Here is a 25,398-nt window from a genome sequence, read left to right as displayed (position 1 = left end):
CAGTTCAATGATTACTGGTTGGGTGCAGCTCACATTTGTGAATCTCTCTCACTTATGGTGAGCAGCAGAAGTTATTAAAAGAGGGTGAAGGCAATTCGCCCCTACAATAATATTATTGCACCAATGGTAGGGGCCCATCGTGGTCAGTGAGTTTATCGAACTGCGTGCGCCCAAAATGTAATAAGCTGCCCGCGTATTTAAATTGCTTGTTAAGATGAGGCACTCTTGCACTCTGGCAACAGTAAAGGGATTGAGGGAGATTTGGCTAATCTAAGAATAAGCGGTTTAAATACGTCTTAGCTGATTGAATTTTGGCAGCATCAAACAGAGGTAACTTAAATGTCCAAAAAACAAGAACGACGGGTTCAGAAAAACGACGGCTATCAAGCTAAAATTGATAAACCCCCTGGTAAACCGCCCACGGGTGGTTCTAATGTTAAACCGCCACCAAATCAGTACAAGGAGAAAAAATAAAATCTTGGGGGGCTATTCCCCCTTTTACCTGTTCCCTGTTCTAACTGCTCACTGATAACTGATAACTGATAACTGAATATGGCTTATTCTCGCATTAAAAAACTAGCAAATTATCTACGTCCCCATTGGCAAATAGTAACTTGGGGGGTAGTTGCTTTGCTTGTTGTTAATCTTTTGGGTGTTTATATACCGCTTTTAATCCGGGATAGCATCGATGATTTAAGTAAATCCTTTGACTTCCAAAAAATCATTTACTATGTGATTTTTATTATCGCTTTAGCCTCGATTATGTGGTTTATCCGCATGATATCCAGAGTGTTATTATTCGGGATCGGTCGTCAGGTAGAGTTCGATCTTAAACAAAAAATCTTTCAGCATTTATTAACCCTTGAACCTGCCTATTTTTCGCGGCAAACTTCAGGAGATTTAATCAACCGTGCCACTAGCGATGTGGATAATATCCGTCGTCTGGTGGGTTTTGCTTTGCTCAGTTTGGCTAATACTTTTTTTGCCTATGGGTTAACTTTGCCCGTAATGTTAGCGATTCATATTCCCCTTTCAGTCGCCGCCATTTCTGTCTATCCTTTGATGTTAATTGCTGTGCAGTTATTTAGTGGTCGTCTGCAGCGGCAACAGAAAAAAGTACAAGAAAAACTCTCGCATCTGAGCGATTTAATTCAAGAGGATATGAGTGGTATTACTCTGATTAAAATCTATGCCCAAGAAGGTAACGAGCGCCTAGCATTTAAACAAAGAAATCGCAAATTATTACAGGCTAATTTAGATTTAGTCCAGACTCGTAATTTTCTTTTTCCCCTGATTGAAGCTTTATCCTATGTGAGTTTATTGGCGTTGCTTGCCCTCGGTACTAGACAAATTATATCGGATAATATCACCATTGGGGACTTTATTGCTCTGTTAATTTTGGCGGAAAGATTAGTTTTTCCCACTGCTTTATTAGGTTTCACTATTACGGCCTACCAACAGGGAGAAGTGAGTATCGATCGCCTAGAAACTATCCTGTTAGCTGAGGCTAAAATTAAAGACAATGCCGATTGTATTCACCTAAAAAATATTCAAGGAAAAATTACCGCCAAAGCCTTGACTTTTTTCTATCCTGATGCTAAAGAACCAGCCTTAAAATCTCTTTCTTTTACCATTAATCCGGGGGAAATGGTAGCGGTAGTCGGTGCGATCAGGTCGGGAAAATCTACCCTTGCTAACGCTATTCCCCGTCTTTTGGATATTGCGGAAGGACAGTTATTTATTGATAATCAAGATGTCACTCAAATTGCTCTTGAAGATCTGCGAAAAGCGATCGCTTATGTTCCCCAAGAAAGTTTTTTATTTAGTACCACCATCGAAGATAATATCCGTTATGGCGATCCGCTGCTGAATTTTTCGGCAGTGAAATCGGCGGTCAAACAAGCGAGAATTGAGGAGGAAATCGAGAATTTCCCGCAAAAATACGGAACTTTAGTGGGAGAACGTGGGATTACTCTTTCCGGGGGTCAACGTCAACGGGTCTCTTTAGCGCGAGCTTTAGCCATCCAAGCACCGATTTTAATCCTTGATGATGCCCTATCTAGCGTCGATAATCAAACGGCCACGGCTATTTTGGAAAATCTCAGCCAAGAAAGCCAAAAAACCGTGATTTTTATCTCCCATCAATTATTGGCCGCTGCCACTGCTGATCGCATTTTTGTCATGGACCTCGGAGAAATTGTCCAGATAGGAACCCACGAGGAGTTAATCGCAGTCCCCGGAGTCTATCAAAATCTCTGGCAACAGCAGCAGTTAGAGTCTAAGGTTTTAGATTAGCCGATAAAATAGGGAATCTGCTAGTTATTACCGGTGAAGTTGTGGACTATCTCAATTATTCCTTAAGACTGTTTAAATGCAGCACAGCAGTTATCTTTTAGCGACAATGAACAAGGAGCAACTTTTAACCGAACCTTTTTTACAATTACCCACCGAAACATCAATACAAGTGATTTGGTTTACGGAATTTTTTGGCACTGGTCATCAGGTGCGCTACGGGGAAAAACTAGAGAAAATGGCCCCCGCTCGTACTAGCAAATTAACTAGAGTTAGAGAAGATGCTCAATCGAGAACCCTTGAAGCTTATCAATCTTTAACCGATCGAGAAATCTGGCGACATCAGGCCGAAATTACTGATTTAAATTCGGGGGAAAGGATTCCCTATCAAGTCACCAGTTTTCAGGAAAATAAAGCGATTAGAAGTGATATTTATACTCTTACCCCAAGACCAAAAAAAGGAACTAATCTCAAAATTCTGCTCACTTCCGATCATCAATTAATGCCTATGACTGCCGCTAATTTACAAAAAGTTATTGAAACTATTGGACAGGTGGATGCAGTTTTTTTAGCAGGAGATTTAGTTAATATACCCGATCGAGCTTCCGAATGGTTTGATGATAGTCGCGGTGGGGCATTCTTTCCCTGTTTACAAGGTCGTGCTAATTATCCTCTGACAAAGAATGGTATTCAGACTATTTATAAAGGGGGAGAAATTATTCAAAATGCTCCCTTATTTCCTGCTATTGGTAATCATGAAGTTATGGGCAGATTTTCTAATTCCACAGGTTTAAATGAACAGTTTAAAGATGCTATTCCTCAATTTATTGCTAAACAACTAGCGGAGGATACAGCAGCAATTAGTGAAAACTGGCTAAAAAATAATGCTTTTAACACAGAAACCTACGAAGAAATTTTTTCTTTGCCTCAAAATAAATATTATTCTCTCACTTTTGGCGATATTCGTTTAGTGGTTTTATATGTTACTAATATCTGGAGAAATCCCAATTTAGAACCCAGTGCAAGGGGAAGATATTACGAAAATCAAAGAGATTTAGATAGTCCCAGTCGCTGGGGTTACGGTCAGCATATTTTTGAGACAATTGCTCAGGGTAGTCCTCAATATCAATGGTTAGAAAAAGAGTTAAATAGTCGAGAATTTGAAGAGGCTAAATATAAAGTAGTTATGTTTCATCATCCTCCCCATACCCTAGGAGGAAATATCGTGCCACCTTACACCGATCCCGTGCCGACAATTGAACGGGATGCCACGGGAAAAGTTAGATCAGTACGTTATGATTATCCCCAAGAAAATGATTATATTATTCGTGATCTCATTCCCTTATTAGAATCAGCCAAGGTTAATTTGGTTTTTTATGGTCATTCTCATTTATGGAATCGTTTTCTTAGTCCTAAGGGTATGAATTTTCTTGAATCTTCTAACGTTGGTAATAGTTATGGCGCTCATTTAGGTGATAAAAAACGTCCTGTACCTCTCGATAGAAATTATGCGGCCATCGGTAATCCCAATGGATTACCAGCAATTATCCCGAATATTGCTCCTCTAGTGGATTTGGTTAATCAACCTTTACCCTATATTGCCAGTAATGATCTGACGGTTTTTAGCATTTTAGATACAGAAAAAGGAACCGTGAGCAGTTATCGTTTTGATACCCGTTATCCTGACTCCGAGGTAATTAAATTTGATGAATTTGATCTTTTTAGCGTAGGTGAAATATAATAAAATCAAAGAGTGCCGGTTAAATAGATTCTCTTGGGGTTAATTCTATGACTACTGTTACCAGCAATGATATTCAAGAATTGAAAGACTTACTCTCGGCAATGCGACAGGAAAACCGTGAGCAAATAAGTTCCCTGCGAGAAGAAACCCGTGAGCAAATAAGTTCCTTGCGAGAAGACACCCGCGAGCAAATTGATACGCTAAAGGAAGATAATCGCCAACAACTAGAAACCCTGAGAGAAGAAAATAACAAGCAATTTATTAACCTACACAAAGAAATCACGGAAGTCAAAATTATCACAGCTAAAATTGAAGGAACAATTCAATCCCAAGCAGTATTAACCTAAAAAATTCCCGATTTAGTTGAGCGGTTGATAAGGTTTTTAATTGGGCGATCGCCTGCTCAAGTCGTTCAGTCATAGACAACATCTAGCGTATAGGGCTTAATATATTCTAGCTTTCACGTTGCTGCAGCGATGGCGTACTGCTACCCAGTGCCTTCAGCATCGCACTCTACTTCAACGCTTCGATCGTAACTAAACCACCCTCAATTGCCTGAATTCGCAAATCTTATCCTCGTAATAGCTGCATCCCAATCAACGGAACCGTCTCTGATTCGTTGATGTAAATCTCACGATATTGCCCGTCCCAGATCACAAGCCCGATGTAAACTTCAAACGTGCAGAAAGTCCCATCGCCTAATGTCGCAAGATCTCGACCCTCCCAAATAAACCCTAACCTAGCAATTATCTCAGACGGCAAGGTGAGAAAACCCGAAAATCCTGTATCAATTACAGCATCTACTATCTGCGTTGTTTCATGGTTTCTGACTGCGATCGCCAACGTCGCCTCACACCCTTGATTTACACGACCTTGCATCATGGCTTTGTTCTCAGGCTCCTTGCGCCAAAGTGATCGACGGCTGAATGCCCAATGCGAACAAACCATGTCTGAGTATCAGGCACTCGTGCAGAAAGTTGCTTCGCTGCGCTTATCAAATCATCCGCTACTTCAAAAGCCCCTGTTTCAATGTCAATTGCCACAATTCTCCCCTGATTTCCCTCCTCGACTTGGGGACGTACCTGAGATTGATAAATCTCATTACCACGTCGGGCAAATTCTTCTTTACTGTAGCGGGGTTGTCGAACTGTCATTGAAGCGACCCTGTGGCGACTTTTGCCCCTCTATTTTAACGAAACATTGGGAATCTTCCCTAACATTCCTCAACTGGTCCCACCAGAGCGGCATCGTACTTAAACTCACAGCTTCAATCCATGGGCAGAGTACGTTCCCCAAAATCGATCGGTGGGGCAGTGGGAGCCAGATTAGGAAACGCACCCTACAAGATCGGCGATCGCACTTTTTTAGAATTCATAATTAAATGTCCTAATATCAGGTTCAAATGCTTCCTTTACAAGTTCTTTACTCTTCTCAGAATAGTAACTCTGATATGGTTTTGTATTTGATACATTTAGTTTTGGTAACGAGACGGAGATTCCAATGCGAGAGCATATTTCGTTGAAGTCATTATCTAGGCTTTCATATCTCCCAACAAAGTCAACAAGCAACTCATTGTTATCATATATAAAATCTTTTTGATATCTAACTTCATTTTCACATCGCCATTTTATATATTCTTCAAAGCTACCTAAATTTTTCGTTAACTCATGCTGATGATGTGTTTCTGATTTCAACGCATATTTGTAGAGTGAAACTTGCCAATCCCATGGGTTTCTGACTACAGCAAATGAAAAATACTCATTGAATTTCTCTGCTCCAAAACTCTCTTTTATTTCGGATGCCTTGACATGCGCAGGAAATGGATGAGGATCAAAGAAAGGAGAAGGAAAGCCCGCCTTTTTTATCAACCTATGAGCTGTCCACTGCCATGGACTTATTGCAAATGGTCGTAGCGCCGTTGTAATACTTGTGCCAGCATTCTTATAAATATGGACGAATATAAACTTGTATTCTCTCGATATCAGCATGCGTATTATTCTCCTCGTGCCTAACTACATATTATAGGTCAACTTTCTATATAACACTCTCCAGAGTAACGATATGAGTCAACTTTCTGTATATCACTCCATTTAGGCGCAATCGCAAGAAACTTTCTCTATATCACACCCAAAAGCGTGTTAGCCAGATTAGTTTACTGCAAACAATCTCTTTTAAGGAGACTTATCACAGAAGCTTTCTAGAATTCTAGCAAAGATTCTTAGAGCTGACTGCACTTTGTCACAAAACTTTACTATTATTTTGACACTCTTAATGATTGGAGAGGAAACAGCGATCGCCAAGTCTGGTCAATTTTTGTCCAACGCATTTTAGGAAATGACCTAAATAAGTAGCTAGAGATAATTAATTACACATATTTAACTACCTCTTGCCTATTCTAACCAAGAAATTAATTTTGATCACTACTTATTACTTAATTACTGTTTATTTTGTAATTTTATCACTAATTCGTGGAAAGGTTGCCAATCGTCTTTAGAGGTAATTGCTTCCCAAACCGATTCGATTAGCGGTCTAAGTAAAGCGGTTTTAGGATTATAATGCGTTAAAGTGTCGTCAATTTGAGACAAGGAATCTAGGGGTAATTGATTTAAGACCAAACTATATAACTCTCGCCAACGTTGCCAATCAGCTTTCGGTAAATCCATATTTTCAAGAATTAGAGAACTATTTTCTCGCCAACCGTAATTAAATTGTTCACTTAATTGATAGAAAAATTCGTGATAACCGAGGCCAGTTTCTTGGAGAACTTCCACAGTTTTGCTAACCAGTAAAGCAGATTCGGGAGTAAAAATATCCTCAAAACCTAACTTTTTAAGCATCATTTTTTGATAATAAAAATTGTAGTGCTGGTCATAGTTAGCCAAGGCCATATCTAACTCTAACAAGGAGACAACCATGGCCAGGGGAGATTGCAGTAACTCTAGATTTAAACGACAGATAAAAGGCTGATTACCGTAACTATAACGACCACCGTAGTCGAAATAGGCCGCCGTAAATTGGGGGTTATAGTAAGGAATAAAAGCGTAGGGACCATAATCAAAACTTTCCCCAGTAATTGACATATTATCGGTATTGAGAACCCCATGACAAAAACCTGCGGACATCCATTGGGCTGCTAATTTAGCGGTTCTTTCAATCAAAACATCGTAAAATTTTAAATGGCGATCGCTATCTTGGGGATCGATTTCAGGATAATAATAAATAATCACATGATCGAGGAGTCTTTTAATTAAATCGGCACGTTTAATATGAAATAAACGCTCAAAAGTCCCGAAACGAATATGAGAATTACTAACTCGAATCATCACCGAAGATCGCGTCGGGGAAGGTTCATCACCACGCCAGAGGGGTTCCCCCGTTTCCACCAAACTCAAACAGCGAGAGGTATTCACCCCTAAACTGCGTAAAGCTTCCCCGGCTAAGACTTCTCTAACTCCACCCTTGAGAGTTAACCTACCGTCCGCATGACGGGAATAGGGGGTCCGTCCCGATCCTTTCGTACCAAAATCGTATAATTTGCCATCAATACCCCTAACTTGACCGTAGAGAAAACCGCGACCATCTCCCAAAAAAGGATTATACTCGCCAAATTGATAACCGTGGTAACGCAGGGCTAAAAAGGGGGTAAGGGCTTGAAATTTACCAAAAGCCTCGATAAAATGCTCATCTAAGGTTAATTCTGGCTGAATTCCCACCAAAGGTAATAAAGCATCATTGCGAAAACGAAGGATATGACGGGGAAAATCCGCAGCCGCAACTTGATCGTAGTATTGGTCCCCCAAGTCCTGCATGGCGCTTTCGGAAGGGAGACTGAGAAAGGGATTGGTGAGATGGTCTGTCATAGTGGTGGTGTCGATCGAGCGTTGAGGCGATAAAGTGATAAAGATAGCCAAAAAATTTTCCTACTGAGACTATCAAACAGCGATGCCCGATTCTATTATGTATCAAGGGGACTATTTTCTTGTCCTTGAGGCCGATCAACCTGAACAATTCCAGACTCCCGACCAGTTACGCGATAAGTTAAAAGATTTAATCGCCGCAAAACCGGAGATTTGTCCTCGACAATTGGCAAAATTCTCTAGTTTTGAGGAAAAAGCTCTCTATCTGCGCGATAATTACTGCGAGTTAGACCTGGGTGAGGAGGGTTATCTACAATGGTATGTGGTCCGTTTGGAAAAATAAGGAAACCCATTATTAAGTAGTTAGGTGTTAAAAACTGTCAGACACTCCCTTTATCAAGTAGGGCTGTTTTATTCTCCCATCAGAATATCAAAAGTAAAAGCGATCACTGTCTTTGTAAGATGAGGAGTGACCGCACTTTCCACTCTCCTATTAAACAGGATTGAGAAGGACTAACTATTCTATCATCAGTCAGAGCGAGGTAAAATTATAGATTATGGAATCACCGATCGAACGTTTTCGACTATCTCAAACCGCCAAAGATAGCCTCATAAAATTAAAACGCTACACCAAAATTGACCAATGGAATATCCTCTGTCGTTGGGCTTTTTGTCGTTCCCTTGCTGAACCGAGTCTCCCCTCTCCCGTTCCCATTCCTGCCGATAGCAATGTAGAATTATCTTGGAAAGTATTCGGGGGAGAAATGGCCGATATTTTCTTAATTGCCCTCAAACAACGTTGTCATCAAGACGGATTAGGAACCGATAAAGAAACTCTAACTCAACAATTTCGCTTACATTTACATCGCGGTATCGGTTATCTTGCTGGGGATGCCAAGCTAAAAAAAATCGATAATTTAATCGAATTAGAGAGGGAAAATCTGAGAGAATCTTAATCAAGAACACTCTATCTTCCTCTCTGTGTTCTTTGTGCCTCTGTGGTTTATACTTAATCCTTCTGAGATAACCCGAAGGAAAACTGTCAGCCTGGTTATATTTAACCCAGAATGAGCGCATCTCAAACGCTATCGACAATTGGCCAATTTTGTGATAGTATTTAAAAAGGGGCGGCTATCGGGGAATGAGAAAAAATGGAAAACTTAATCAAGGAAGCACTAAGCCATCGAGCAATTAATCACCCGTATTTACTTGCTTTAGAAAAAGGAGAATTTCAACATATTGATGAAGTTCTGAAAGATTTTGCCAGTCAATATGGAGCTTATAGTGACTGGTTTTCCCGCTATTTAACAGCAGTAATATCAAAGCTAGAAAATCCCACTCATCGAAATCACCTGCTGGAGAACTTAGCTGAAGAAACCGGACATCTACAGGATGAATATCTGGAAGCAATCCGTAAATTAGGTATTAAAGACGAGTGGGTACAGGAAATTCCTCACCCACAGTTATTCAAGCGTTTTCAAGAAGCTATGGGAGTAGATAGCACGCAAAAGCCTTGTGTTGAAGTAGAAATCTGGCGTGAATCATTCTTATCGCTGCTCCAGAATGGAAGTCCACTCGAAGCTATTGGAGCCATAGGTTTAGGGACTGAATCTGTGGTTAAATTTATCTACAAACACATTATTGAAGCGATTAAAAACCATACATCATTATCCTTGGAGCAATATGTATTTTTTCCTTTACATACAGAAGTGGAGGATGAACACAGCTTAACTTTAGTTGAGATTGCTAGGGAATTAGCCAGCGAAAGCGAACAAGCTGTTCTGGAATTACGCAAAGGAATGTTAAAAGCCTTAAATCTACGTGCTGCTTACTGGGACAATATGTATGAACGTGCGTTGGCACTAGATAAATCTTTGATATCATCAGACCAACTCAAGATTGTTACGCTTTTGACTAAAATGATTAAAGGCAAAAGGCTGTCTAATCAGGAACAGGAACTTTTATTGCATCAAATCAATGATGTGCGGATTGGATTGACGGAAGACTTATCTACTGTTCCAGGGGAAAAACTACTACCCGGATTGAGTTCACTTTTGCTATACGGGATGCAAAGGGAAAAGCACAGGGAAGAAGTTCTGAACTTGCTAGATTGGCTTGAAAATCCATCTGGTGAATGCCAATGCTCTCCAACAATATTAAGGCTTGCATCACAACTTTACCATGATTTTCAAACGCTGCGACTGGGAGCATTGACCGAAAAAATTAATGAACAAAAAAGCCTAACTCATGTCCAAGAAGGTAAAGAGCTTATTTCAACAATCAGGGCCAGCAACTTAGAGGCTTTGTACAACAATAAGGTTGATAAACTCAATATTGATTTTAACGTATTTCGCCTGCCATTTGCTCTAGAAGTTTTAGATGCACGCCTAGTTATAGTCAAGCCAGGAAAGGCGAATGAAATGCACAAACACGCACATGAAACCGTATTTGTATTTCTTCAGGGTCAAGGAAAAGTTATTGTTGATCAATACGAAAACGAAGTCGAACCGGGTACTTTTGCTGTTATTCCCCGTTGGTGTGTGCATCAATCTGTGAACTTAGGAGAAGAAGAGCTAATTTTTCTGGCGATAGCTGATTTTGGATTAACTGGTAAAAGTTTTATGGGTAATTACTTACACAGTGCTAGACTAAAACAAAATTAGTGCAAATTTTATCCCGTTAGATAGGTATGAAAGCAACACAAGAAACCAAAAAACTTTACGAAGAAAGCGCAGCAGACTGGAAACGAGTAGAACCGATTTTGCTTTCTGATTACTCTGCGCGTCCGTTTGTCATTGATTTATGTGAACCGATTGTCAACAAGAATATATTAGATCTAGGCTGTGGGGAAGGTTATGTAGGAAGAGAGTTAATTAACCGAGGCGCTCAATATGTTCATGGGATTGATATTTCATCGCAAATGATCGAGCAGGCCTTGATTCAAAAAAACGAGTATCAGATTACTAATGTTTCTTATGAAACTGGTGATATTCGTGATTTTGCGGTCACTGAGTCCGAACAATACGATTTAGTTCTGGCTATGTTCCTGTTCAACTACTTAAATGTTTCAGAAACTATTAGCACGCTGCAGAAAGCCTACCAACTTTTGAAATTCGGTGGCTATTTCCTGTTCGCCGTCCCCCATCCCTCTTTACCTTTTCTGAAAAAAGATAAGTTTCCCTTTTATTTTAAACCGAAAGCTGGCTATTTTTCTGGACGCGATCAATTATTCCCCGGTGAGATTTGGCGCCGAGATAGAAAAGCCGTCGCCGTGCAATGTGTTCATAAAACTATGGAAGATTACTTCACATCTCTTCGTTTAGCAGCATTCACAAAAATGCCAGAAGTTTATGAACTAAAAATTAATCAGGAACATTTAGAACTAGACCCAGAATTTTTTACTCCGCTCATTGACCTTCCCCTTCACGTTGCCTTCAAGATTCAAAAATGATTATACCGATTTCTGATCCTAATATTTCATTACTGACTTGGAAAAAATTGCCTGATCCTTCTCAACTATTTTTTCATGTACCAGAATCATTAGTCTCAGATTTACTAAAAACAAGCAATCAGAGATGGCTTGACAAACCCAACGAAATAGGACGGCAAACAGTTAATAAAAATCTTGACTTTTTCCTGCCGTTTCGTGAGAAATTGCTCCAGGAACCAGGCATAATTATTTTCCGATTAGAACCGGAATTAACAGAAATAGAAATGCGGTTAATTTATGCTTTTATTTCTCGCATTTTTGGACTGCTAAACCACCGCTATGGCTATTTTTTTGATGTAATCGATCGAGGAATGGATTACACTAAAGAAGCTATACCCGTTTCGATGACGAATGCAGAAACTGGCTATCATACCGATAGTACAGCCAAAAACTACTTCCCTGATATTGTTGGCTTACTCTGTCTTGCTGCCGCGGATGAGGGAGGAGATTCCCTGGTAGTAAACGCCGCCAATTTGTATCAATATTTCTGGCAACACCATACAGACCTAGTTCCCTGTCTCTACGAACCTTTGGCGCGGGATGTGATTACCCCTGGAGAGATTAATTCTCAAGAAGCTATTCAAAATAATAATTTCCCCTTATTCTCAACAGATTCTCGGGGTCTGGTTTTTCGTTATATGCGGTACTGGATTGAAGTTGCTTACTCCAAACTAGAAATAGCGCAACCGGAAGCTATCACAAAAACACTTGACATCATCGACAACTTTTTTTCAGAACCGGAAAATACAGTCCGCTTCAAAATGAAAAAAGGTGATATATTTTACGTTAATAATCGCTTTTTATGCCACAATAGAACCGCTTTTAAAAATTCAGGAAAACCTCGACAAATGGTGCGTAGTTGGATTAACCTTTAAACAAAATACGTCCCAGCGAGAAAGTGCATCTGTCAAGGTACAGAGTACGATGACAGATGCCTCCTTGTCACCCCTTCAGGGGTTCAAACTCACCTTAAAAAACTTTTGGTCGGCCTAAAGTAGTGATATAGATAACTGCTTCATCGGAGGGAATTCCTAACACTTCATTAACTTGATCATCAAAAAAACCACCGATACCACTAACCCCTAACCCCAGATGAATAGCCGCTAAATTTAATCTCTGTCCCAAATGACCCGCATCTGCATGAAGATAACGATAGACTCGATCGCCATATTTAGCCACTGCTTTTGACAGATCCGCCGTATGAAAAACCACAGCGGCCGCATCTCGTCCCAAATCCTGACCTAAACAGAGATAATGTAACTCTTGCCGGAAATTTTTAAAGCGAATTTGCCGCAATTCTTGGGCTTTAGGAGCATAATAATAACAGCCTTCCTCTAATCCGGTTACTGCCGAAACAGCGATAAAAGTTTCCAATAAATCCAGAGCAAAATAATCGGGATTGGGATCGAGATTTTGGTCGGCATAATCTTGGGGTTGATAGGTAAAATGCAGCAGCGCTCGCAATTCGTCTAAACTGAGACTAGCACCACTATAAGCGCGGGTAGATCTGCGTTTAAGCATCGTACTTTCCAGATCGATTAAATCTTCCCCCCAATTGACGGGACGGGATGTCACCGAAACTTTTAGACAAAAAGGAAAATTATATTTATCTTCCCAATTAGACGGGGTAATATTTGCTTCTATCTTCTCATCTGTGGCTATGATAGTGGCTTGGTGTAGAGAGTTTAATAATTCCCCCTCGGCAATTTTGGGATAAAGAGTCGTGGTTGTCGAAGGGAGTGCCGTGGTACTAGGGGGGAGATTTTGCCGGATATTGAGCAGATCTGCCAAAGGAATCACCGTCATGACACTTTCTTTCTCGGAATCAAGATAAAGCAATTCATTCATCTGACTATCGTTAAAACCACCGATTAAATGAGCGCGATAGTCATTAATCGAGGCTGATAGCTCAATATTGCCCAATAAATGCCCTGTATCGAGGAAAATACGCCGATAGGCTCGATCCTCGTAGCGCCAAGCGGATCGATAAAAAATGGCACTGGTAACTAAAGCGATATCGGTATTTTCTAAAACAGGATTCCAGAAACAAGCAGATTGTAGGTTCGTCCAGACATCACTTTCCCAGAATAAAAGCAGCGAGTGACTTTGACCTTGATAACTGTAGAGACCGGCGGGTAAAAATTCCGTGCCACGGGAGATCAGATAGACCTCGGCGGGGTATAATCCACCAGCAGAGGGTGCAGAACGCAGGTACAAGGGACTACCCATAGTGGCGATTTTGGCAGTTAATCCATAGCTACAGCCCAAAATTCGCGATATACGTCGCCAAAAGTCTCCTTTCTGGGGAACTATTTGACGGGAGAGGTAGGGTTTGAGATCGAAAGTCTGACCGATTTTGTATTCTTTGAAAGGATAGGGTTGTTGACTCCAATCAAGACCTTTACTTTTTGAAGCGATCGTCTGGGGGTCGTATTTGGTCCGCTCGTGGTAGTATTGGGCGATCGAGATTGGCTGATCTGGCATGATAAAGATAGGCTGTCTAAGCTTTACTTTTTAGTTTAATATCGATGACCCCCAAAAAATCAACCAGCCAGAGAGTCGATTGGCTAAAAGTAAAGATAATCACCAATTTCACCCACATAAAATCTATGGAAATTATCGCTGTTTTACTGGGAGTTTTCGGTTTAGGGACAGGTGCGGGTTTATTAGTCATCCGTAACTATTATCACATCTGTCAACCGAGTGAAGTTTTAATTTTTGCCGGTAGTCGTCGTCCCACGGCCACGGGCAAAACCATCGGTTATCGTTTGGTAAAAGGGGGCAGCAGTATTCGTTTACCGATGCTAGAACAAGTGTATCGAATGGACTTGACCAACATGATCATCGATCTCAGGGTGGTTAATGCCTATTCTAAGGGCGGTGTGCCGTTGATCGTCACCGGGGTGGCGAATATTAAAATCGCTGGGGAGGAACCGATTATTCATAATGCGATCGAGCGTTTATTGGGCAAGAAACGCAAGGAAATCGAACAACTGGCTAAAGAAACCCTCGAGGGCAATTTGCGCGGTGTCCTGGCGAATTTAACCCCAGAACAAGCAAACTCCGATCAGATTGCTTTCGCTAAAAGTCTCCTAGAAGAAGCGGAACAGGATCTGGAAAAATTGGGTTTAGTTTTGGATAGTTTGCAGATCCAGAATATTTCCGATGAGGTGCGTTATCTCGATTCGATCGGACGGAAGCAAAAAGCCGAATTACAGAGAGATGCCCGGATAGCAGAAGCAAAAGCCCGAAAAACATCGATTATCAAGGATTCCGAGAATCTACGCCTAACCGCTTTGCGTCGTATCCAAAAAGATTTAGAAATAGCCAAAGCTGACGCAGAAAAACGGGTGCGCGACACTCAAACTAAGCGCGGCGCCATGATTGCCGAGGTAGAATCGGTGGTTATGTCCGATTTAGCTAAAGTACAGGCAGAAGTGGCGGTACAAACTGCCCGAATTAAGCAGGTGAAACAGCAATTACAGGCAGATGTGATCGCCCCTGCGGCCGCGGAATGTCAACAAGCGATCGCAAAAGCCCGGGGGGAAGCAGCCAAAATTATCGAACAGGGGAAAGCGCAAGCGGAAGGAACCAAAAAACTGGCGGCATCTTGGCAAGGAGCGGGAAATAACGCTAAAAACATCTTTTTATACCAAAAATTGGAGTTATTGCTTAAATTAATGGTCGCTAGTGTCCCAGAAGTGCAGGTGCAAACGGTGACGGTAGTGGACGGAGGTGATGGTAATCTTGTCCCGAAAATGACTGCCTTTGCTGAACAATTGCGTCAAGCTACCGGAGTGGATCTGGTACAAATGGCTAATCGCATAGCACAAACCGAGCCATCTGTCAAGGGTAAAGAGACAAATTTTGATTTTAAACAATTGCCCTCTTGAATCAGTTATCAGTTATCAGGAGACAGGAGACTCCGAGACAGGAGACTCCGAGACAGGATTCAATAGATTATTTTATTTATTCTCCCCATCACCCCATCACCCCACACCCCACACCCCACACCCCACACCCCACACCCCACACACCTTTAGCTAATAGCTGCAAACCAGAGATTGTCCACTAGAATGTTAATCAAGTTTGGAGACCACCACCATGGATGACTTAATTAATGATCCCTCCCCTTCTCCCCAAGACCTAGAAATGACGCGGACTCCCCCCTGGGGAACAGTGACGGTATTGGAGGAAGGTTCCCGGTATCGCATCAATCGCATTGTCATTAAACCCGGCCATCACATGAGTACCCAAATGCACTACCATCGCAGTGAACACTGGATTGTCGTCTCCGGTACAGCGCGGGTAATCTGTGATGAAAAAGAAACTCTCCTCAAACAAAAAGAATCTACATACGTTCCCATGAATACCCGTCATCGGGTGGAAAACCCCGGTTCTATTCCTCTGGTGATGATTGAGGTGCAAAATGGCGAATATTTAGGAGATGATGATATTCACCGTTTTGATGATGCAGAATAGGACAGTTTTCTTCCGTATATACTTTAGTTATTTGCCAAAATCTCGATCGTGGATGAAAAAATTATCCTAGTTACAGGGGCTGCCCGTTCTGGGAAAAGTGAATGGGCCGAATATTTAGCCAAAATCAGCCAAAAACCCGTTATTTATATCGCCACCTCCTCGGTGGATGAAAAAGATCAAGAATGGTGCGATCGCATTGAAAAACACCGGCAGCGACGTTCCCCCCAATGGCAAACCCAAGAAATTCCCCGACAATTAAGCGAAACTATTGATAATAGCCCATTTACTCACTGTTTATTGATCGATTCCCTCGGTACTTGGGTAGCCAATTGTTTAGAAATGTCGGCAGCTGAATGGTTAGAAATCAGCGATCGATTCTTGTATTCCCTCAAAAATGCGGCGGTTGATGTTATTCTGGTGGCGGAAGAAACCGGTTGGGGTGTGGTTCCCGCTTATCCCCTCGGTCGTCTGTTTCGCGATCGTTTAGGCGATCTCTGTCGTAGAATTGGCACAATAGCAGACGCGGTTTATCTAGTTACCGGCGGCCATGCTCTTAATTTAAGTCAATTGGGTCAGTCTTTGTCGATAATTGGGCAATAGAGAAGTTGAGCAACGATTATCAGCGTCAAGTAATTGATTTTTATGCCCTTCGTCACGATTACGATAACGATTTTACGCAAGCTCGCGCCCTTAAATTAGTAAATTATCTCTATTTACAAAAAAGCCAATCTGTGCTAGACGTGGGAACGGGATTTATAGCGGTCGCAATTGCCCCAAAAGTAAAAAGTGTCATCGGGGTTGATTTCACGCCGGAAATGATTGCCAGAGCCGAAAAAAAGCTAGAAGCATTAAATATCGAGAATATTGACCTAATTAACGCTGATATAGCTGCCATTGACTTTGCCGAGTCTAGTTTCGATCTGATTACCTGTTCTCTGGCGATTGCACTTTTCCCCGATATCCCGCAAGTGCTGGCAAAATGGTATCAATGGTTAAAAAAAGGCGGTTTGATCGCCTATCGGCTGCCGAAATTGCGACTCTAGTGAACAATTATCGCCGAGAAATCGAGAAAAATGCCACCGATCAGGGGGTATGGCAAGATGCAACCACCTTTTTTATCACTGCTAGTAAAAGTTAGAAAAAGATCATGAGTCAAGTTAAAACCATCTCTGGACGAGCTTTACCCTTGCGAGGCAACGATATTGACACCGATCGCATTATTCCGGCTCGTTTTTTGCGTTGTATCACCTTTGAAGGTTTAGGCGAACAAGTGTTCGCCGATGATCGATCCGCTTTACAGGGGAGTCATCCTTTCGATCTACCCCAGTACCAAGGGGCGAAAATTCTGGTAGTCAATGGTAATTTTGGTTGTGGCTCTTCTCGGGAACACGCACCGCAAGCGATTTTACGTTGGGGAATTCAAGCAATTATCGGGGAAAGTTTCGCCGAAATATTTTTTGGCAATTGTATCGCTAATGGGGTTCCCTGTGTCACTGCTGAGGCAAAAACCATCACCCATTTACAGGATTTAATTGCCGCTAATCCCGAAATTCCCGTCGATCTTTCCTTGACAACCATGACAGTGGAATGGGGGGATTTTGTCGCTACCGTGTCTATGAATGAAGGTTCCCGACAGATGTTAATAGAAGGGGGTTGGGATACCTGCAGACAGCTGTTACAAAATCTCGATCTGATTCAATCTACCGCGCAAAAGTTACCCTATTTAAGTTTCGTCTAGGGAAACAATCTAGGCTGAGGGTGCGTTAGCAATAGATTAACGTACCCCGGCAGGGATTTTGTTGGAAATGCAGCAGCTGTAAATATTAAAAAATCTGCCCTATGACTAATCCTGATAATAATCTCCAAAATATCCAAGAACCGATTTTAAACGCTCCCGAAGATGTGCGAAAAATCATCGATCGCGTTTTAAAATTGGAAAGAGATAAGTTATACCAGCGCAATCCTCGCAATATCAATGATGATGTTTTAACAATTATTAAAGAAGTAATTCAATAATCAGTTATCAGTTATCAGTTATCGGTTTACTGAAAAAACTTCCCCATCATCCCCTCCATATAAATATGAAACTACTATCAATAAAGTTATGTAATTTTCGACAATTTTATGGTAAGACTCCTGAGATACATTTAGCGGCGAGTTCTCGCAATACGACGGTAATTTATGGCAATAATGGGGCAGGAAAAACAACAATTTTAAATGCTTGTACCTGGGTTCTTTATGAAAAATTTACAGCAGCTTTTGCCGAACCAGAGTTATTAGTTAATAAACGGGCAATTACCGAAGTAACAACGGGAACCTCCATAGAATGTTCCGCGGAAGTAAACTTTGAACATGAAAATAAACGCTATCAGGTAAAACGAAAATTTTTCGCCTACCAAGATGTAAATAGTAAGATTAAATACGGTTCAAATAGTTTATATATGCTCTACGCTGGTGATGATGGTAATTGGTACACACCCAATCAACCAGCGGAGGATATTATTAATCAAATTTTACCCGAAAGTTTACACCGTTATTTCTTTTTTGATGGGGAATATATCGATCATCAATTTCGTAGTAGTAGCCAAGGTAAAATCGCCGAAGATACAAAGGAATTATTGGGAGTTAAAGTATTAGATCGAGCGATCGAGCATTTAAAAAAAGCTAAGAAATCTTTACAAGATGAGCTTAAAGATTTAGGGGAATCGGATTTAAAAAAGTTATTAAAACAGGAAAGTAAAATTGAGCAGGATTTCGAGAAATTAAAACAGCGTCAGCAGGATATTATTAGCCAGTTATCCCAGCAAGAAGAATTAAAAAAAGCCGTGACTAATCGCTTACTAGAGTTAAGTGGTGCCGAGGAATTAAAACAGTTAAAAGAAAAATTAGAACAACAGGAAAGAAATCTGCGGCAAGATTTAGTCAGAACTAAGGATAAGTTAAAGAAATTAATTTCTCAGCAAGCTTATCAAGTCTTTTTAAAAGAAATTAATCAAAATTTTCAGCAATTAATCGATCGCCTACGACAACAAGGGGAATTACCCAGTGGTATCAAACAGCAATTTGTCCAACAATTATTAGAGGGAAAAAAATGTATTTGTGGTCAGGAATTACAGGAAAATAGCCAAGCTTATTTACAGGTACAAGATTGGATGAATAAAGCAGGAATGGCCGATGTAGAAGAAGCAGCCATTCGCTTATCTTCCACAGTCAAAGAAATGGATAAAAAAGTCTTAGATTTTTGGCAAGAAGTGGATAATTATCAAGCTAATATTCACCAGTGGCGCTTAGAATTATCTTTAGTAGAATCAGAATTAGATGAAGTGCGGGATAAATTTCGCCATTATCCCGATGAAGATATTAAAAATCTGCAATCTCGCTTAGATGCGATCGAGGATTCCCTAAAAGATTTACGCTTGGAACAGGGCAGCAATAAAAATCAACTAGATATCTATGAAAAAGAGTTAGAATCCCTGCAAAAGCAGGTACAAAAACAGCAACAAAAAGAGGAAAAATCTAATTTAGGACAACGACGTATTTTAGCGACTCAAGAGGCAATTAATCGCATTAGTGAGGTAAGACAGAGATTAGAAAATCAGTTTCGTTTGTCCTTAGAAAAACGGGTACAGGAAATCTTTAGCTCAATTTCTTTTACTCCCTATATTCCCCGTATTAGTCCCGATTACGAGGTAAGACTATTAGAAAATACCACAGGATTCGCAATTCCCGTGGCAGCTTCTACCGGAGAAAATCAGATTCTTAGTTTATCTTTTATCGGGGGAATTATCGATCGAGTGCGAGAATGGAGTCAGAAAAATACTTTGATGGGAATTGATAGCAGCACTTTTCCTCTGGTGATGGATTCCCCTTTTGGTAGTCTTGATCATATCTATCGTCGGCAAGTCGCGATCGCTATTCCTAAATTAGCCAATCAGTTAGTTGTTTTAGTGACAAAAACTCAATGGAGAGGAGAAGTAGAAACCGAGATTTCTCCCTATATCGGTAAAGAATATGTGTTAGTGTATAATTCTCCGAAAGCAGATTGTCAAGAGGACTTAATTAATCTTCATGGTGTTGATTATTCTCTAGTGAAACGCAGTCCTAATAATTTTGAATATACGGAAATTATCGAAGTTAATCGATTTTCCTCCTGACTACTAAATTCTGTTGTTATAACTAAATTTTAACTTCTAATAAAACGATCAATTGCTGTGTTCATTACCCCAACGCGACTGGATAATTCCACAAGTTCCGTGGTAACAATATTATAATCCCCTAAATATTTCTGGAGATTAGTTCCCTCTTTTTGATGGCCAATTTCCACTAACCTTTCCTCTCGCAATTCTTGCAAATGATCGAGGATATTTTCTAAAGTATCTTCGAGGGGAGGTAAGGGAGAAGGAGGATTATTTGCTTGCAAAGCTTGGGTTAATTGCGTCAAAGCTTGGGTTATTTGTTGCGTGAACAGACTTAGATTAGGATGGGGAGGACTACCGCGATATTGTTCCAATTCCGTCAATAAAACTGTCACCCCGCGACCAAAACGAGGAATATAATTACTTAAAGTGATTGCCGGTTCCATTTGTGGAAAGGGTGTGCTAGGATCATCAATTAATCGTTGTAAGGCCGTTTGCATAGTTGTATTTGCTCGTCGAGCTTTATTGCGATAGGAAGATAAAATTGCAGTTTGATAGGATGATTCTCCCAAATAAACTGCCATAACTGACTGAAAAAATATTTGATTAGCTTCTAATGCTTTAATGGCAGCGAGGGAAAAACGTTCATCTTCATTAACCCGTAAAAAACCGAAGGAAAGTACAAAGGCTAAAGCACTACCGATTAAAGTATAAACTATTCTGATATACTCTAAATTAATCCCGTCATTGCTGGCATCGAGACGACTGATAATTAAAGCAAAAATTGTGATAAAAAATACGGCTAAACTATAGTGAAATCGCACTAAAGCTAAAGCGATCGCTATAGAAATCACCCCAATAATTTCTAACCAGATCGAATTATCTATAATTGGCAACAATGCCAAAACAAACAACGAGCCTAAAATCGTGCCAAACACCCGATTAAAAAAGCGTTGAAAAGTCAAGCTAAAATCTGGTTTTAACACAATAACTAAGGTTAAACCAATCCAAAAACTATGGGTAATTCCTAGCTTATTGTAAATCAAAACTCCTAGCGCACTTCCCAAACCTAAGCGTAAACCATGGCGAAATAGGGGCGATTCTAGATTAAAATTAGATTTTAATGGTTCCCACCAAGCTTTTTCTTGACCGTACTCTTTTTCTATCCCTTCAAAGTTCCGCTGCCAGGGATTTTTTTTATCTGGAAATTCCTCGCTTTGCCGCAAATGTTGCGCTGTTTCACTGGCTATTTTTAGCTGTTTAAATAATTTTTTTAAACGATTATTTAATTGGGAAATTGCCACATAACTGCTATAATCATCTTGGGCATTTTCTAAAACTTTAGCTTGCAGGTTTTTTTGCTGCTCGATCGCCTTGAGTAATAGCTGCAAGCGCTCACAATCCGGTCGTTTATTTCTACCCAAAATTAACCCGGCAATATCTTCGCTAATTTCCGCCACTTGCACGAGAATATCTTCTAATAAAATACCCACCGTGGTCAGTTGTGGCAAGGGATGAAGATGAAGCAATTCTCGCAGCGCAATCAAGCTGGTATTAATGCGATCGCTATCTTCAATCAAGACGATTAACAATTCCCGCAGCTCACTCTTTCCCCAACGTCCCCGACGGGTTAAGGTGACAGTTTTCCGCGAACGGAGCAACAGCTGGCGAATTTGGTCAAAATATGGCTCCTCATGAGCATTAGAACAAGAGTGTAAAGGCAAAGAACGGAGATAGGTGGCGATACCCTGAAAATTTTCCGCTGTTACCTGACGTAAAGGCTGATTAGGACGAAAAGGCCAGATAAACAGGGCTAAAAAAATTGTCCATCCCCCTCCCAACACAGCAATTCCGGCCCGTTGTAAAGCGACGATCATATCTCCCGATGGCAAAGAAACGGCCAAAAGCAGCAATAAACTGATTACTACCCCAGCTAACGCCCCATTTTCCCCGTAAACCGTCAAATAACCCGCTAGAAACAACCCGCAAAAAACTATCACTACGGTCAATCCTAGCCAAGCACTGGCTAATGTGCCGATAATCAAAGCTAAAGCCATCCCGATAGTCGTAGCGACTAGGGTTTTCGCTCTCAGGCAGTAAAGCCCCCCCACATCCGCTAAAATCAAGGTTTGAGCCGCTAAACCGACCATTAACCCCAATTCTGACTGATCTAAAATATCACCGATAATAATCGGTACCGCGAGCGCCAATAAAGTCCGAATCCCCCGCTCGATCTCGATATCGCCACTGGGACGCAATAAAAAAGCAAATCGCTGAAGTAGCATATAGCACTTATCTTAATGGTGAGGTATGAGGTTTTCGTTTTCGGGAGTCAGCATTCTCCGAGTCACCTGATTAGGGAAAGATTTCTCTCCTGTCTCCTGACTTGAAAGAGGGTGTAGGGTGTGGGGTGTAGGGAAGGAAACCTCTTTCATCTGTGGGGGTGAAAATTTTTTCATCGGGACTGACTCCTAACTCCTTAATTCTGCTGTGTTAGGGCAGCCAACGGGGTTTAAAACCAGGGTTGAGTTCTTGAGGTAAAATTTTCGGGATGCTATTGGGACTGAACTGATCAGGAAGCGGTAATAACCAGAGACGACCATCGGCAATACTCGACCCCTCCCCAGTGACTAAATCATTTCCGACTCCAAAAGGTATGGTTGCTAACTGATCAAATAATAAAGCCACGCCATCGGGAGACATACTCATCTGCACGTCACGATAATTAGGTAAGGCCAGCAGGGGGATCATTTTACCCGTTTTTAGCTCAATAATCGCTAAAAATGGTTCTTCTTTCACCTTGCCATCGCTGCCCATAACCAGATCGCTTTTCAGACAGTAAAGGGTTTTTTCCTGTCGCGGTTCAAATTCACAGCTAATAATCGGATTAGCTGTTCTTAATAGTAGTCTTGACTCTCCCTGATCATTGAGCAAAAATAGCGATCGCTGATTATCTGGTTCCGATTTCACCATGAGTTTTTGGCGACCATCCCGGGAAAAAGCGAGTATTTTCTCGTAGGTGGGCAAAAATTGCGGTTTTCCCCCTTGCACATCCAAAGGAATCACCGCTACCCCTCCCGTTTGACTGACAACCGCTTTTTTACCGTCGGGAGATAGTAAAAAAATATCCCCTTGTATTCCTAACGGTCGCGATTGTCCATCATCGCTGATTACCCATAAACTGGCATCCCCCGGATTCCCGTGATTGATTCTCTGCACGATTAGGGTTTTGCCGTTATCTGAGAGATTAAAGCGCAGATTTTGATAGGTTTTCGCATCTAAAAACCTTTCTATACGACCACTAGGCAAATTTTGACTATTTTCGTCATGATTTAAACCCGTGGTAATTGTGTAAAGTTGCTGTTTTGGGGTATCTCGTCCTAAGTCAGAACGATCGAAGGCCGAGAATAAAATTCTATCCCCCCTCGGATAGATTTGAAAATCCGTGACCACTAGATCCCCAGGGGTAAGGATGGTTTTTTTCAGTTCTGTGACCTTATTTGCCCCCTGAATGATATTACAGACGATTAAACGGCCTCTTTCCTCTTGGTTGACTCCAATATAGGCAAAAGCTCGATCGTGGCTGTAAAATTCGCCGATAAAGTCCTCACCTTGGGCAATGGGTAACTTTACTTGATATTTCTTGCCGTAGATGGGCAATTCCGTCAAAGTATAGGTCAAGCGATCTCCGGCCCAGCTAATTTTACCCGGTAAGGGAGGATTGATCACCAAGCTGGTTTCTATATCGGAACGGTCAATCGGTCGATTAAAACTTAAAGTAAAATAATTGTCCCTAACGCCGATTTTTCGCCCTTGCCAGCTAAAATTCTCCCCTCGGGTCGGGACTTGATTTCCCTGGATCAAAATCGACGATATCGCGGCAATTAAAGCCAAAATACTCGCTAAAACTAAGCGATCAAACCAAGCTAATCTTTTCATCAGTTATCAGTTATCAGTTATCAGTAGTCGGTCGTCGGTCGTCAGGAGATTGCTTTTATTTATTCTCCCATCTCCCCCCTCTACAATAATTACTCGCCACCAGAAACACCTTGCGCCTGTATCATACTTTGTGCTTTTTGTCAAAAAAACTTTTTTTTTGCAATAAAACTACATAAAAAAAAGATCATCGTTGTGGGTGAAATTGACTAATTTACCCGTCTTAAATAGGATCACCTTCTAGGTTTGACAAGGGTTTCAACCATTGCTGGCTAAAAAAGCACAGAACAACCCATTCTGAAATTTTATCAAATCGCTGTAACCATTGGAACATCGTTGTTAAATAAAAATCTTTCTCAATTAATTCTTAAGAATTTATAAATATTGCGGAATGTTAATTTAAATATTCTCAAGTTTTTACGGTCAATAAATAATTTTTACTTATCTTTGTCCAAAATTGGGTTAGAAGTCAGTTATCAGTTATCAGTTATCAGTTATCAGTTCACTGAGAAAACTCCCCACACCCTACACCCCACACCCCACACCCCACACCCCACACCCCACTTTCTTATCAGCTTTAGTAATGATTGTCATCGGTTTTTTCAATCGAATAAATAAAAACGCCCCCAAAAAGGAAGCGTTTTTTAACTTATCATGAGGACTTAGCAAAATGTGTGCAGAGTTAGAACGCGGATGTTGGATGGGGATCCAGCATCTGTTTATTTTTAACCATCGATCGCCGGCACTGTCAAGGCCATGGGAATAGCATCACCGGAAGCTAAATCGAGGGGGAAGTTATACGTTCAAGTGTATTTACAGCCCCGGCAATGGTGTCCCTTTTTTGGGTTTATTTATTTCAAAAATTATCTCTTTATTTGTATATTTTTAAACTTGTATAAAATTGATTTAACTTTTGTAAAAAGTAGTTGACAAAATCCAATCTAGATGGAATAGGACCCTATCCTTAAGGTTGACAAAATGTGGTAAGGTGGACTGAGTAATAAAACTGATCACTAACCTATTATCAGTGACAACTGCCAAATTCACCAGAGAAGGCTAAATATAACTATGTCCAAACGGTTTAAATTCGACTCCTCCGAGATGATTTATCTCACCGATAAACTGATGAATGTGGCCAGCAATCGTTACTCGATCGTCGTGCAAGTCGCTAGACGGGCCAAGCGGGTCCGCTACGATACCGTAGAAAATATCGACGACCCGATGATTAAACCCGTCCAACGGGCCCTGATGGAAATGACCGACGAATTAACCGAACCGGAATTATTACGCGATTAATCCCCTAAAATTGCTGGGGAGCAACCCCTAAACTTCATCGGGGTTGATACCCAGCGCTCTTAGTCTTTCCGCTAGTCGTTGGGCTTTTTGTTCCGCTTCCTGTTTGGCTAAACCTGCTTGAGCGGCGATCGCCCTTTCCTCTCGATACTGGGAAGAAGGCGATTTTTA

25 protein-coding genes and 1 pseudogene are annotated in these 25,398 nt (G+C 41.1%); 17 read left to right on the top strand and 9 right to left on the bottom strand.

Annotation, left to right across the window (positions count from 1 at the left end):
• Positions 1 to 339 precede the first annotated feature (339 nt).
• The 4 genes from H6G40_RS23655 to H6G40_RS08660 all read left to right on the top strand — a co-directional run bounded on the left by H6G40_RS23655 (position 340) and on the right by H6G40_RS08660 (position 4,380).
• Positions 340 to 474: a hypothetical protein gene (locus H6G40_RS23655; RefSeq protein ID WP_002740620.1), complete on the top strand. Its 135-nt coding sequence runs from the start codon at positions 340 to 342 to the stop codon at positions 472 to 474.
• Positions 475 to 552: 78 nt separating this feature from the next.
• On the top strand, positions 553 to 2,295 hold the full coding sequence (locus H6G40_RS08670) for an ABC transporter ATP-binding protein (RefSeq protein WP_190537526.1): 1,743 nt from the start codon (positions 553 to 555) through the stop codon (positions 2,293 to 2,295).
• Positions 2,296 to 2,371: 76 nt separating this feature from the next.
• The gene (locus H6G40_RS08665) at positions 2,372 to 4,033 is read left to right on the top strand and encodes a purple acid phosphatase family protein (protein ID WP_042790662.1); all 1,662 of its coding nucleotides are present in this window, start codon (positions 2,372 to 2,374) and stop codon (positions 4,031 to 4,033) included.
• Between the two features lie 47 nt (positions 4,034 to 4,080).
• On the top strand, positions 4,081 to 4,380 hold the full coding sequence (locus tag H6G40_RS08660; RefSeq protein ID WP_242028730.1) for a hypothetical protein: 300 nt from the start codon (positions 4,081 to 4,083) through the stop codon (positions 4,378 to 4,380).
• 223 nt (positions 4,381 to 4,603) lie between these two features.
• Here the strand turns inward: H6G40_RS08660 and H6G40_RS08655 are convergent, their stop codons facing one another.
• The 4 genes from H6G40_RS08655 to H6G40_RS08640 form a co-directional block, all read right to left on the bottom strand.
• Positions 4,604 to 4,915, bottom strand: coding sequence for an aspartyl protease (locus H6G40_RS08655; RefSeq protein WP_016514852.1), 312 nt, complete (start codon positions 4,913 to 4,915; stop codon positions 4,604 to 4,606).
• Complete coding sequence (locus H6G40_RS08650) at positions 4,912 to 5,187, bottom strand: hypothetical protein (protein WP_002755638.1); 276 nt, start codon at positions 5,185 to 5,187, stop codon at positions 4,912 to 4,914. Before H6G40_RS08650 ends, H6G40_RS08655 begins: the two co-directional genes overlap by 4 nt.
• Positions 5,188 to 5,397: 210 nt before the next feature.
• On the bottom strand, positions 5,398 to 6,021 hold the full coding sequence (locus tag H6G40_RS08645) for a sulfotransferase family 2 domain-containing protein (RefSeq protein ID WP_123230987.1): 624 nt from the start codon (positions 6,019 to 6,021) through the stop codon (positions 5,398 to 5,400).
• Positions 6,022 to 6,468: 447 nt separating this feature from the next.
• The gene (locus tag H6G40_RS08640) at positions 6,469 to 7,893 is read right to left on the bottom strand and encodes a protein adenylyltransferase SelO (protein WP_069475609.1); all 1,425 of its coding nucleotides are present in this window, start codon (positions 7,891 to 7,893) and stop codon (positions 6,469 to 6,471) included.
• An 82-nt stretch (positions 7,894 to 7,975) separates the two neighbouring features.
• Between H6G40_RS08640 and H6G40_RS08635 the strand changes: the two genes are divergently transcribed.
• The 5 genes from H6G40_RS08635 to H6G40_RS08615 all read left to right on the top strand — a co-directional run bounded on the left by H6G40_RS08635 (position 7,976) and on the right by H6G40_RS08615 (position 12,255).
• Entirely contained in the window at positions 7,976 to 8,233 is a 258-nt protein-coding gene (locus tag H6G40_RS08635) for a CRR7 family NDH-1 assembly protein (RefSeq protein WP_002755642.1), read from the top strand.
• Between the two features lie 214 nt (positions 8,234 to 8,447).
• Positions 8,448 to 8,846 carry a DNA sulfur modification protein DndE gene (gene dndE / locus H6G40_RS08630; RefSeq protein ID WP_002735106.1) on the top strand — a complete coding sequence of 133 codons (399 nt, stop codon included), beginning with the start codon at positions 8,448 to 8,450 and terminating at the stop codon, positions 8,844 to 8,846.
• A gap of 195 nt (positions 8,847 to 9,041) precedes the next feature.
• Positions 9,042 to 10,553, top strand: a complete 1,512-nt coding sequence (locus tag H6G40_RS08625) for a cupin domain-containing protein (RefSeq protein WP_002736577.1) — start codon at positions 9,042 to 9,044, stop codon at positions 10,551 to 10,553.
• Between the two features lie 26 nt (positions 10,554 to 10,579).
• Complete coding sequence (locus H6G40_RS08620; RefSeq protein WP_002737696.1) at positions 10,580 to 11,341, top strand: class I SAM-dependent methyltransferase; 762 nt, start codon at positions 10,580 to 10,582, stop codon at positions 11,339 to 11,341.
• Complete coding sequence (locus H6G40_RS08615) at positions 11,338 to 12,255, top strand: TauD/TfdA family dioxygenase (RefSeq protein ID WP_002735690.1); 918 nt, start codon at positions 11,338 to 11,340, stop codon at positions 12,253 to 12,255. Before H6G40_RS08620 ends, H6G40_RS08615 begins: the two co-directional genes overlap by 4 nt.
• Before the next feature lie 94 nt (positions 12,256 to 12,349).
• On the opposite strand, the gene H6G40_RS08610 is transcribed toward H6G40_RS08615, so the two are convergent.
• The gene (locus tag H6G40_RS08610) at positions 12,350 to 13,864 is read right to left on the bottom strand and encodes a SagB/ThcOx family dehydrogenase (RefSeq protein WP_069475608.1); all 1,515 of its coding nucleotides are present in this window, start codon (positions 13,862 to 13,864) and stop codon (positions 12,350 to 12,352) included.
• A 125-nt stretch (positions 13,865 to 13,989) separates the two neighbouring features.
• On the opposite strand from H6G40_RS08610, the gene H6G40_RS08605 reads away from it, so the two are divergent.
• From H6G40_RS08605 to H6G40_RS08575, 7 genes are all read left to right on the top strand, one after another.
• Complete coding sequence (locus H6G40_RS08605) at positions 13,990 to 15,273, top strand: flotillin family protein (RefSeq protein ID WP_069475607.1); 1,284 nt, start codon at positions 13,990 to 13,992, stop codon at positions 15,271 to 15,273.
• A 211-nt stretch (positions 15,274 to 15,484) separates the two neighbouring features.
• A complete protein-coding gene (locus H6G40_RS08600) occupies positions 15,485 to 15,862 on the top strand; it encodes a phosphomannose isomerase type II C-terminal cupin domain (RefSeq protein WP_016514790.1) in 378 nt (125 codons plus the stop codon).
• Between the two features lie 48 nt (positions 15,863 to 15,910).
• Positions 15,911 to 16,462 (top strand): bifunctional adenosylcobinamide kinase/adenosylcobinamide-phosphate guanylyltransferase, encoded by a 552-nt coding sequence (gene cobU / locus H6G40_RS08595; protein ID WP_002773073.1) that lies wholly within the window; start codon positions 15,911 to 15,913, stop codon positions 16,460 to 16,462.
• Between the two features lie 5 nt (positions 16,463 to 16,467).
• Positions 16,468 to 16,905: a class I SAM-dependent methyltransferase gene (locus H6G40_RS08590; protein ID WP_002735100.1), complete on the top strand. Its 438-nt coding sequence runs from the start codon at positions 16,468 to 16,470 to the stop codon at positions 16,903 to 16,905.
• 104 nt (positions 16,906 to 17,009) lie between these two features.
• On the top strand, positions 17,010 to 17,600 hold the full coding sequence (leuD, locus tag H6G40_RS08585; RefSeq protein ID WP_002736080.1) for a 3-isopropylmalate dehydratase small subunit: 591 nt from the start codon (positions 17,010 to 17,012) through the stop codon (positions 17,598 to 17,600).
• 101 nt (positions 17,601 to 17,701) lie between these two features.
• A complete protein-coding gene (locus H6G40_RS08580; protein WP_002737666.1) occupies positions 17,702 to 17,878 on the top strand; it encodes a hypothetical protein in 177 nt (58 codons plus the stop codon).
• 65 nt (positions 17,879 to 17,943) lie between these two features.
• Positions 17,944 to 20,016, top strand: a complete 2,073-nt coding sequence (locus tag H6G40_RS08575) for an AAA family ATPase (RefSeq protein WP_069475606.1) — start codon at positions 17,944 to 17,946, stop codon at positions 20,014 to 20,016.
• 29 nt (positions 20,017 to 20,045) lie between these two features.
• Here the strand turns inward: H6G40_RS08575 and H6G40_RS08570 are convergent, their stop codons facing one another.
• From H6G40_RS08570 to H6G40_RS08565, 3 genes are read right to left on the bottom strand one after another with little or no spacing between them, the layout of a single operon-like run.
• Positions 20,046 to 22,283: an FUSC family protein gene (locus H6G40_RS08570; RefSeq protein WP_190537524.1), complete on the bottom strand. Its 2,238-nt coding sequence runs from the start codon at positions 22,281 to 22,283 to the stop codon at positions 20,046 to 20,048.
• 12 nt (positions 22,284 to 22,295) lie between these two features.
• On the bottom strand, positions 22,296 to 22,457 hold the full coding sequence (locus H6G40_RS22930) for a hypothetical protein (RefSeq protein ID WP_002738019.1): 162 nt from the start codon (positions 22,455 to 22,457) through the stop codon (positions 22,296 to 22,298).
• 34 nt (positions 22,458 to 22,491) lie between these two features.
• On the bottom strand, positions 22,492 to 23,937 hold the full coding sequence (locus tag H6G40_RS08565) for an Ig-like domain-containing domain (RefSeq protein WP_002735311.1): 1,446 nt from the start codon (positions 23,935 to 23,937) through the stop codon (positions 22,492 to 22,494).
• A gap of 1,065 nt (positions 23,938 to 25,002) precedes the next feature.
• On the opposite strand from H6G40_RS08565, the gene H6G40_RS08560 reads away from it, so the two are divergent.
• Positions 25,003 to 25,230, top strand: a complete 228-nt coding sequence (locus H6G40_RS08560) for a DNA-directed RNA polymerase subunit omega (RefSeq protein ID WP_002737694.1) — start codon at positions 25,003 to 25,005, stop codon at positions 25,228 to 25,230.
• Between the two features lie 27 nt (positions 25,231 to 25,257).
• Here the strand turns inward: H6G40_RS08560 and H6G40_RS23210 are convergent.
• Positions 25,258 to 25,374, bottom strand: a pseudogene (locus H6G40_RS23210) (Uma2 family endonuclease); the annotation flags it as partial.
• Between the last annotated feature and the right edge of the window lie 24 nt (positions 25,375 to 25,398).

The organism is Microcystis viridis FACHB-1342 (assembly GCF_014698335.1).
Taxonomy (GTDB): Bacteria; Cyanobacteriota; Cyanobacteriia; order Cyanobacteriales; family Microcystaceae; genus Microcystis; species Microcystis ichthyoblabe_A.
The sequence above is the reverse complement of the archived record's forward strand: the minus strand, read 5'-3'. Positions and strand labels throughout refer to the sequence as shown.